This window comes from Pseudomonas extremorientalis, assembly GCF_001870465.1.
In the GTDB taxonomy this organism is placed as follows: domain Bacteria; phylum Pseudomonadota; class Gammaproteobacteria; order Pseudomonadales; family Pseudomonadaceae; genus Aquipseudomonas; species Aquipseudomonas extremorientalis.
Window position 1 is genome coordinate 38,469 of record NZ_MDGK01000023.1, and the last position, 10,801, is coordinate 49,269.

5 protein-coding genes are annotated in these 10,801 nt (G+C 59.2%); all 5 read left to right on the plus strand.

The window, feature by feature from the left end; translation table 11 throughout:
* The 5 genes from BFN10_RS10400 (at position 1) to BFN10_RS10415 (ending at position 10,450) form a co-directional block, all read left to right on the plus strand.
* Positions 1–6,636 carry a two-partner secretion domain-containing protein gene (locus BFN10_RS10400; protein ID WP_331714215.1) on the plus strand — a complete coding sequence of 2,212 codons (6,636 nt, stop codon included), beginning with the start codon at positions 1–3 and terminating at the stop codon, positions 6,634–6,636.
* A complete protein-coding gene (locus tag BFN10_RS29935; protein WP_331714216.1) occupies positions 6,633–8,639 on the plus strand; it encodes a VENN motif pre-toxin domain-containing protein in 2,007 nt (668 codons plus the stop codon). The genes BFN10_RS10400 and BFN10_RS29935 overlap by 4 nt, the downstream gene beginning before the upstream one ends.
* Positions 8,640–8,643: 4 nt before the next feature.
* The gene (locus BFN10_RS10405) at positions 8,644–9,462 is read left to right on the plus strand and encodes a hypothetical protein (protein WP_071489610.1); all 819 of its coding nucleotides are present in this window, start codon (positions 8,644–8,646) and stop codon (positions 9,460–9,462) included.
* Positions 9,463–9,643: 181 nt separating this feature from the next.
* Positions 9,644–9,985, plus strand: a complete 342-nt coding sequence (locus BFN10_RS30115) for an HNH/ENDO VII family nuclease (protein ID WP_083351518.1) — start codon at positions 9,644–9,646, stop codon at positions 9,983–9,985.
* A 6-nt stretch (positions 9,986–9,991) separates the two neighbouring features.
* Complete coding sequence (locus BFN10_RS10415; RefSeq protein WP_071489613.1) at positions 9,992–10,450, plus strand: SMI1/KNR4 family protein; 459 nt, start codon at positions 9,992–9,994, stop codon at positions 10,448–10,450.
* The last annotated feature ends 351 nt before the right edge of the window (positions 10,451–10,801 follow it).

Below are 10,801 nucleotides of genomic sequence, written 5' to 3' on the forward strand. Positions count from 1 at the left end.
ATGGACGTTCGCCCTGTTACTGCCCTGAAAACCCTGAGCCAACGCGGCCTGGCCTTGATCCTGGCCAACGCGCTGTTCTGGCAGCCATTGCTGGCGAGTGCCGAAGGCATCGTGGTCAGTGGCCCCGGTACCACGGTTGGCCAGGCGGGCAACGGCGTGCCGGTGGTGAACATCGCCCCCCCTAATGGCAGCGGCCTGTCCCACAACCAGTTCAAGGACTACAACGTCGGCCCCAACGGCGTGATCCTCAACAACGCCAACGGCATTGTGCAAAGCACGCAACTGGGCGGGATCATTGTCGGCAACCCGAACCTCAAGGGCGGCGCGGCGAATGTCATCCTCAACGAAGTCAAAGGCGGCAGCCCCAGCCAATTGCGCGGCTACACCGAAGTGGCGGGCCAGTCGGCCAAGGTGATCGTCGCCAACCCTTACGGCATCAGCTGCAACGGTTGCGGCTTCATCAACACCCCCAACGTCACCCTGACCACCGGTAAACCGGTGATCGATCAGGCGGGGCAACTGAAAAGCTATCAGGTCGACGGCGGCGCCGTGACCATCGACGGCAAAGGCCTGAACGCGAGCAACGTCGACCGTTTCGAGATCATCACCCGTTCGGCCAAGATCAATGCGCAGATCAACGCAAAACAACTCACGGTGATCGCCGGGCGCAATGACGTCGATGCCCAAAGCCTGAAAACCACCGCCCGTGCCGATGACGGCAGTGCCAAGCCGGAGCTGGCGATTGACTCGTCGGCCTTGGGTGGCATGTACGCCGGCGCGATCAAGCTGGTGGGCACCGAAGCCGGTGTGGGCGTGAAGCTCGACGGTACGCTGGCCGCCAGTGGCGGCGACATTCAACTCGATGCCAACGGCCACCTGAGCATGGCCCAGGCCGCCGCCAGCGGTGCGGTGGACATCAAGGCCGCCAGCCTGGAGACCAAGGGCGCGGTCTACGCCGGCACCACCCTCAAGGCACAGACCAAGGGCACCCTGAAAAACAGCAAGACCCTCGCCGCGCGCGACAGTATCACCCTGGCCAGCAACGGCCAATTGACCAATAGCGGCATCATCGAAGCCGGGGTCAACCCTGACAACACGCGTAATGCCGGTGGCGACGTCAGCCTCGACAGCCAGCGCATCACCAACACCGGCACCGTGATCGCCAATCGCAGCCTCACCGCTACTGCGCAAAGTCTGGATAACCAGGGCGCGACCTTGAGCGCCAAGCAGGCGCTGAACATCACCGCCGCCAGTGTCGACAACCGCAACAAAGGTCGCCTGCTCAGCGACGGCGCACAGACCCTCACCGTCAGCGGCCTGCTGGACAATAGCCAGGGCGGCATCATCGACAGCAGCGGCGCGTTCACCCTCAACGGCAATAGCCTGGATAACAGCGCCGGTAGCCTGACCGGCGGCGGGGCGATCACCCTGGATCTGATCGGCGACCTGATCAACCGCAGCGGCAAGCTGGCCAGCGCCGGGCCGTTGCTGATCCAGCGCGCCGCGCACATCGATAACCAGGGTGGCAAGCTCGCCAGCCAGGGTTTGCTGACCGTGTTCGCCAACAGCGTCGACAACCAGAACAACGGCACCCTGGCCGCCAACGATGGCCTGGTCCTGACCACCAGCGGCCTGTTGCAGAACAGCGGCAATGGCCTGATCCACAGTGAAAACGCTGGCGTGACCATCACCGCCGGCACCCTCGACAACAACGGTGGCCGCATTGCCGCCAAAGCCGGTGATGCGCAGATCGACGCCACGGATTTCAACAACGGCAGCGGTGCGCTGTTCGCCCGGGATCGTGTGCACCTGACCGGTATGAATGTGGATAACGGCGGCGAGATCGCCGGCAACCGCATCGACGTTGGCCTCAATGGCGCACTGACCAACCGTGGCCTGATCGAAAGCGCCACGGCCCTCGATGTCGAGACCGCCAGCCTGAACAACAGCGGGCAAATGCGCGCCTTGGGCACCAGCGGCAAAACCCGCTACGCCATCGGCGGCCTGCTCAACAACAGCGGCAGCCTGGAGACCGCCAACGACCAATTGAGCCTCGCCGCCACCCGCTTCCAGAACACCGGCGGCAAGGTGTTGCACGTGGGCACCGGCGTGCTCGACCTCAGTGGCATCAGCCTCGATGACGTCGGTGGCAGCCTGGTCACCAACGGTGACTTGACCTTCGACAAGGCTAATTGGACCAACAGCACGGCGATCCAGGCCGGGCGCCTGACCGTCAACGTGGATAACCTGCAACAGACCGCCACCGGCAAGCTGCTCGGCACCCGTGCCCTGGTCGGCAGCGGCCAGGACTGGACCGTGGGCGGCAGCGTCGCCAGCCAGGGCAGCCTGGATCTTTCGGTGGGCAACCTGCTCAACGACCACGGTTTGATCTTCAGCGGCGGCGACCTGAACCTCAAGGTCGACCGCCTGAAGAACCTCGGCGCCACGATCTACGCCATGGGCAACCTGCGCGTCGACCGCGACGGCCAGGGTGGCCTGGCCACCAGCATCATCAACAGCTCGGGCACCCTCGAAAGCGAGCGCAACCTGATCCTGGCCGCCAGCACGATCCAGAACATCAGGACTGTGCTCAACACCGAGTCCGGCATCTACAGCGCCTCCATCACGCCCACCGCCTGCATCTTTGGCGTGACCGGTGGCGACTGCGACGGCCCCAAGCAGAACCGCCCGTTCCTGATTACCCAGCGTGATCACTTCATCGTCACCCAGGCCACGGCAGCGTCCAGCATCACCTCGGGCGGCAACATGCTGCTCACCGGCGGCGACCTGCTCAACAGCAGCAGTAGCATTGCCGCCGGTGGCGGTATGACCGTGCGCGTCGACCAACTGACCAACATTGGTTTGGTAACCCACGACACCCAATACGACCGTGTCTTTACCTCTGAACGCGAGCGTAAGCCGGGGGGCTGGTACCGCGAGGCAGCGGCTTTCACCCAGCGCTATTCGGCAGGCCAGGACATGACAGGCGTCGAAGCCGGCCTGGCGTCGTTCATCGGCAAAATGGAGAGCGAAAAGACCGACCTGCGCAAAACCACCCAGTTGATGGTGCCCGACCAAAGCTACGCCGCCGTCATCCAGGCCGGCGGCAGCGTGGATGTGAAGGCCCAGGCCGGCATCGACAACAGCGTCGTGCGCGGTGGCTACACCTACGTCGGCAGCGGTGCCAACACCCATGCGCCGGGCTACTCGACCCTGGTCAGCCTCAACCCGCAACTGCCGCCGGACGTTGCCCAGCAACAGGTCAACCCACTGGGCCTGCCCGGCTTCGACCTGCCCACTGGCGAGAACGGCCTGTTTCACCTCAACGACAGCGATGGCGCCAAAGGCCTGCCCACCAGCCAGTTCGCGGCCAACCCGCATAAGTACCTGATCGAAACCAACCCGCTGCTCACCGACATGCGCCAGTTCATGAGCTCGGACTACATGCTGAGCAAGCTCGGCTACGACCCCGACACCGCGCAAAAACGTCTCGGCGATGGCTTCTACGAACAGCGGCTGATCCAGCAAGCCGTGCTCGCTCGCACCGGCCAGCGTTTCATCGATGGCCAGACCAGCGACGCCGACCTGTTCAAGCACCTGATGGACAACGCCATCAGCAGCAAAAGCGCGCTGAATTTGTCCGTAGGCGTAAGCCTCACCGCCGAACAAGTCGCCGCCCTGACCCACGACATCGTGTGGCTGGAAAACGCCACCGTCGCCGGCCAACAAGTGCTGGTGCCGGTGCTGTACCTGGCCCAAGCCGGCAACCGCCTGGCGCCCAACGGCGCATTGATTTCCGGCACTGACGTCAACCTGATCACCGGCCGTAACCTCAACAACGCCGGCACCTTGCGTGCCACCGGCAGCCTGTTGGCGAACGCTGGCGGCAACCTCACCAACAGTGGGTTGATGGAAGCCGGTGGCCGCCTCGACCTGCTCAGCGGCAACAACCTGACCAACCGTGCAGGCGGTGTGATCAGCGCGGGCAACGTCAACCTCGCCGCCGGCGCCGACCTGCTCAACGAACGCAGCGTCACCACCCACGCAAGCGCCAGCAGCTACCGCACCGAACGCAGCGACTTCGTCGACAGCGCCGCGCGCATCGAGTCGGCCAACGATTTGGTCATGCAGGCGGGCGGCAACGTCAACAACGTCGGCGGCGTACTCAAGAGCGGTGCCGACACCACGGTCAAGGCCGTGGGCGACGTCAACATCACCGCCTCGAAAACCCTCGACAGCGGCGCCATCGGCAACCGTTCCAGCTTCACCACCATCGCCCAGCAAGGCTCCGTGGTCGACGCTGGCCGCGATCTGCATGTGATTGGCGGGCGCGATATCAGCGCCGTGGCCAGCCAGGTCGAGGCCAAGCGCGACGTCAACCTGATTGCCACCCGCGACTTCAACGCCGTTGCGGCGGCCAACGAGCAGCACTCCACAGGCAACACAAAAAAGGTCAAGAGCATCGAAGACCACGTGCAGCAAGTGTCCAGCGTGATCAAGGCCGGCGGCGACGCCACCCTGAGCGCCGGGCAGAACCTGCAACTGGTCGCCAGCCAGGTGAATGCCGGCAACGAGGCGTACCTGGTGTCCGGTAAGAACCTTGAGCTCAAAGCCGCGCAAGACCAGGACTACAGCTTCTACAGCAAGACCAAGAAAACCTCCCAGGGCAAGAAATTCCGCCTGGATGAAACCGATGCCGTGAACAACGTCGGCAGCCTGGTCAGCGCTGGCAAAAACAGCACCGTCGTCGCTGGTGCAGACCTGCTGCTGGCCGGCAGTGCCGTCACTGCTGAAAAAGGTGCCACCCAACTGGTGGCCGGCCAGGACGTGAACATCCTCGCCGTCAGCAACGCCGACAGCGCCCGCCACGAACGCAAGGAAAGCAAAAGCAGCTGGGGCGGCCTGAAGTCGAGCAAAGTCCAGGACAAAGTCGACGAAAAACGCACCACCGCCCTGGGCAGCATGGTCTCCGGCGAAACCGTCACCGTCGCCGCCAAGCGCGACGCCACGGTCACCGGTTCCAACCTGGTCAGCACCGGCGACCTCGCCGTCCAGGCCGGCCGCGACCTGACCGTCGACGCGGCGCAAAACACCTTCGCCCGCACCGACATGCACAAGGAAAAAAATCGCGACCTCACCGGCGTGTTGACCGGCAACAAGCTTGGTCTGGATGACATGACCGGCAACCAGAAGCTGTACATCAACAGCTCCAAGCACAACGGCACCGCCAATGAAATGACCTTGACCGGCAGCACTATTGGTTCGAGTGCGGGCAATGTGTCGTTGACGGCAGGGCGTGAGTTGAAGGTGGTGGCCAGTGATCTGGTGAGCACCATGAACATGGAGTTGAGTGGTGCCAATGTCACCGTCACCTCGGGTGTGGAGACTGCCAGTCAGACCAGTAAGGACAGCTCAAAAAGCTTGGCGGTTGGGCGAGTGATTGCGGGCACCGTGGTCGACACCGCCAACAGCATCCGCGACGCAGCCGAGGCGGCGCGCAGCTCCGACGATCCACGCCTCAAGGCTGTGAAGATCGCCCAGGCGGCGCTGTCGATGTACAACCTGAATAACCAGGCGGGCGATCTCGCTAAACAAAGTACCGGCTTCAAGGACAAGACTGGTGGCTCTGCCGGCAACGGGTCGCTGATCAAGATCGGTACCGAACTGGCCAACACCCGCACCAAAAGCAGCAGCGAATACACGGCGCAGACCGCTCACCAGAGCAACCTCAACGCCGGGGGCAAACTGTCGATCATCGCTGCGGGCGATGCGCCGGGCACTGTGGGTGACTTGACGATTACCGGCAGTACGTTGAAAGCCGACAGCACGTTGCTCTCCGCGAAAAACAACATCCTGATGCAAAGCGCACAGAACACCACCGATCGCAAAAACGACGGTTCACGCAACAGGACCGCTATCGGTGCCAGCTTCAACATAGGCGAGCAAAACGGCTTCACCATCGACCTGGGCGCGCAAACCGCCAAGAACTTGGGTTCGGGCGGCTCCGTCACCCAAGTCAATACCACGCTGGACACCGGCGCGCTGGTGCTGCGCAGCGGCCAGGACACCAGCCTGATCGGCGCGCAGGTACGCGCTGACCGTATCGATGCCGACATCGGCGGCAACCTCAACATTCTGTCGCGCCAAGACACCGAAACGTCCAAGAGCAAGCAGAACAGCGCGGGCTTCGGTGCGAGCATCTGCATTCCGCCGATCTGTTATGGCTCCCCGGTCACCGCGTCCGCGAACCTGGCGGCGTCGAAGATGAACAGCGACTACCAGGCTGTTACCGACCAGAGCGGCTTCTTTGCCGGTAAAGACGGCTACGACATCAATGTCGGCAAGACCACTACCCTGCAAGGCGCGGTGATTGCTAGTGAAGCCAGCGCTGACAAGAATCGCCTCAGCACGGATCGTCTGCTGGTCAGCGACATCAAGAACAAGAGCGAGATCGAGAGCAAGTCGGCGGGCATGAGCGTCTCTGGTTCTTACAGTAGCGGCGCGAGCACCGTCACTCCGGGCGCTCTGTATGGCATGGCGCTTAATGATTCGGATCACAGCTATACGCACAGCGCTGTCAGCGAAGGCACGATCGTAGTGCGCAACCCCGAAGGCGCCAACGACCTCGTGGTTTGAACCGCGACACGGCTAATGCCAACCATCGCCTCGACAAGCCTGATGAAAAGGCCATGCAAGAGCGCATGGAACTGGTCAAAAGCTCGATGGAGTTGACCAAGGGGATTGGCGATGCCATAGCCGCGGCCCGGATCAAGGCTGCAAACGATCCCAACAGCGATTTCAGCAAAGCGTCGCGGCAGAAGTTGATAGAGGAGGGTATTGCCAACCCGACACAGGCTCAGATCAGCCAGCGTGCTCAGCAGGATTACGGCGTTGGTAGTAGCTTCCAGAAGGCCAGCCAGGCGGTAACGGCCGTGGTGCAAGCGGCGATGGGTGGCAGCGTTGGTGGTGCGTTGGCGGGGGCGGCGGCGCCGTATTTGGCGCAGACGGTCAAGCAAATGACCGAGGGTGACCCTAATGCCAACTTGATGGCCCACGCCGTGTTGGGTGCGGTGCTGGCGCGGGCCGGTGGTAACTCGGCGTTGGCGGGGGCTGCGGGCGCAGTGGCGGCGCAGGGTACTGAACAGCTGATTCGCGAGACGCTCTACGGCGGCGCCAGTAACGCAGAACTGACTCAGGAGCAAAAGGCGACAATCTCTAGCCTCTCGACGCTGGCGGCTGGGCTCTCCGGATCGTTGGTTGGCAAGGATGCGTTGAATGCTGTGGCGGCGGCGCAAGTGGGCAAGAACGCGGTCGAGAATAACCACCTGAGCATCCTCGAAGGGATCTCTCTGACGCAGAAGAAAAAAGAGTTCAAGGACTCGTGCATCAACGTTAAATCCAATGGTTGCAATGCTCTGGCAGCCGACATCAACGCGCTGCTTGAAAAGGGTGGTAGTACCCTGAAAGTCGACCACTTTGAGGCGACTGACTTCCTGCAGGCCTCGGACTCTAAAGTGAGTCCCGGCCAGGTCCTGCCTTGCGGTATCTCGGGCAATGGGTACTGTGTCGTCACGAATGTTTCGGTCAAAACCAGCCTAGGCGATGAATGGGCCCTGCAACCGGCCAACGACACACAGGCCAAGATAGGCAAGGGCTATCAAGATGACTTACAAAAGGATTTAGGCGGAGTCTTAAAAGAAAAATCGAATGAGATGTATGCGGCTGGTTGCGGCGGCATGGGGCCGATCGGTATAGGCTGCCAAAGCTGGATGGCTTTCGGCGGGGCGAGCCCGTTAGGTGAGCAAACCACCGGCCAGCGAGCCCTGTGGGCTTCCCAGGCGGTATTGAATAGTCTGGGTCTGGTGGGTGTGATTTATGACGGCGCGGCGAGTACAGCGAGTAAAGGCGTAATCGTCGAATCGAATACTGCGGGCAAGATGCAATTGCCCTCGTGGTACCGCACCGAGGGCGCAGGTGGTGCTGATTTTGTCGCCACTGGCGGTGGGCTTCCAGATGGCGCGCGACGAGTCATTAATACCCGTACCGGCAATTATGAGGTGCTGGTGGGTGATAAGTTGTACATGGAAACGCCCAATGGGCTTATGCCGAAGAACGGCGGCTACCTGGCGGTCCTTTCCGACGCCGAGAAGGCCATTGCCGCTAACAAAGCGTTTGCGGGCAACGAGCTGGCAGGGCGACTAGTTCCCGAGAGCTTCGGTCTCTCGGTGATTGCCGACAACCCCCAATCATTGCAAATGTGGAACAATGCAATGCGCTCGGCGGCAAGTGCTAAAAGCGCGAATGGCTACACGCGCTACTTGGACGCCCTGGCCAGCGGCCAGAATCCCAGCCAGAAAATACTCGAAGAGGCCTTCAAGGCGGTCAACAGCCGCTTTGTGAAGTCTTCCCGTGCGGCGGGCGAGGCCGTTGCTGAAGTCCACCACTGGAACTTCGGTAAGACAGATTTCCCGACCCAGATCGTTGACCCACGGCATCTAGTACCCGTACCTTCGCGCGAAGTTCATCAACTGATACACCAGCAAACTAGTGCAACTTCCAAACCCTGGGTGGGCCCAATTTCTCCGTTGCATAGAATAGATATCCCTGAGTGGTCGACGCCTCTGGCGCCAATACGGTGAAGATATGAATCTCAAGAAGACCTTTGAAGCCTTAGGATTGCCCGCCGTGCTGGATGCCTGCGCGGATGGAAGCATCCGTCCGCCCATCTGCACGCTGGATGCCCCAGCGCAATGGTACGGGTTCCCGCCGGCGTTGATCCCGCTGTGGAGCGATGGATCGCGGCCGACCTATATCGGCTATTGGAGGCACTGGTTTGTCGACCGTGAACCCTGCTTCGTCAAGATGTATGTAGCCGCCGAGCATATGACGATCGAGATTGCCCGCACGCCTGCCCAGTTGATGGGTGTTCTGGCTATGATGTCCATCAGTGTCGAAGATGCTGTCACCCCAGAGCTTGAGCAATTTGCCCAAGCGGTTGGGCTTGATTGTCTGGAGGAGCTAGAAGCGCAGTCATTGAAAACCGGTGATGATCCCCAAGGCTTCGCCAACGTCGAATTGTTTAGCAAAGAGACGCCGCTGGAGAGCATGGCTGAAGACGCGGGGCCCTACACCGGAGACTTTCCCAACCCGTCCGACCCTGGCCGGCCATGGTGGGAAAGCAGTTGTTCCTTCGAAATCATTGATCGGGATATGCCCCCGCCGACAGGTGGGCAATTGCCGGCGTGGTTTGATCCTGATCGAGAGAAAAAGCCGTTGTTTGAGAGCTTCTTGCAAGCCGGCCGCTTGGACTATGCGTGGCTTAGCCTGAACTCCACGGGCTGGTCGATAACCGATGCGCGGCAGGCGCTTGTCGCGTTGCAGGCTCGGGCCAACGACAGAGGCTTCGATGCAGTAGTGGATTATTGGTTGTCGGTTGCGGATGTCAGTGCCGGGGGGTACTGAACCCCATGGCCAACCCAAAAAGGGGACGATTCATTTAGCTGGGGCCTTGATCGGTAAGCTATAAGGAAAATAGCGGAAAATAGGGGTCAGACCACGGAAAATAGGGGTCAGACCACGATTAGTGCACTTATGTATATTGCTGGTCTGACCCCTATTTCCCCAAGGCTCAAACCTTGAGAGGATGGCCTCGGGTCGAGCACCAATTGGGTATGATGGGAAATCAGTTGAGTTACATCATCTCTCGCAAACTGAGGTTAATGGATTCGCTGGTACTCGTGGTTCACTTGCAGAAGTTGGTTCTGTTTTCCATAGCCAGAATAGCAGTGTTCTTCATGTCCCATCCAATGCCGCTCAAAGCTTTAGGTATACTCGTTACAAAGACTCTGCAGAATACAGAAATCCTACGACTGATTATGTTTCAGTTCCTACGGATTTGAATGCAAAAACATTGACAAAGCAGGCTAAAGAGTTTAATTCTTATCAGTCGGATTATTGGAAGTTGCGGGCTCGGAGCGGGGAGTAATTGGGCGTGGATTATTCGAGAATAATTAATCTTATTAAAGAGTCGGATTTTGTTGAGTTTGCTGATTATGGTGACGGGATTGCTGATGAGTGGATTTATAAAGCTGAAGCTCGCCTTGGGTTGAAGTTGCCTGATAGCTATAAATGGTGGCTGAAGTTTTATTCTGGCGGGGAAATATCTGGGGAGGAGATTTATAGTATCTACGAAATGGAATTTGATAGTGTAAGGGGGGGTGATATCGTTTATATGTCAATCGTTAACGGTCGAAATGGGTTGTGTGGGAAGGAGAGGCTATTTATCTGTGAACCGCCGGGTGCAGGGGAATCATTTTATTTTGCCACAGACGATGGTCTTAATGATGGGGAATATCCTGTTTATAGGCTTGATCTTTCTGATCAAACTTCTAGTTTGTATGCGAAAAACTTTATCGGTTTCTTAGAAAAAAGAATAATGTCTTTTAGTTGAATAATAATTCTGCGTTTAAAAAGGGGAAATAGGGGTCAGACCACGATTAGTGCACTTATGTATATTGCTGATCTGACCCCTGTTTCCCCCTGATCTGACCCCTGTTTCCCCTATTTCCCCCGAGTAAATGCACAGCTGGAACCTTCTGCACTTATAACGCCTCATGATTGTTATAAGGAATTGGGAAAAGATAGTGGTCAGACCACGGTTTTGCGCTTTTTAGAGTTCAGCAGAATTGCTCTTTTAAAATATGATTTATTTTTTGTAATTATTCGATTTTGTTGGCCTAGTGATGGGCGGCTAAGCTGTAAGCTCTTATTCATTTGGGGGTTTATATGGCTCGCCGTCCTA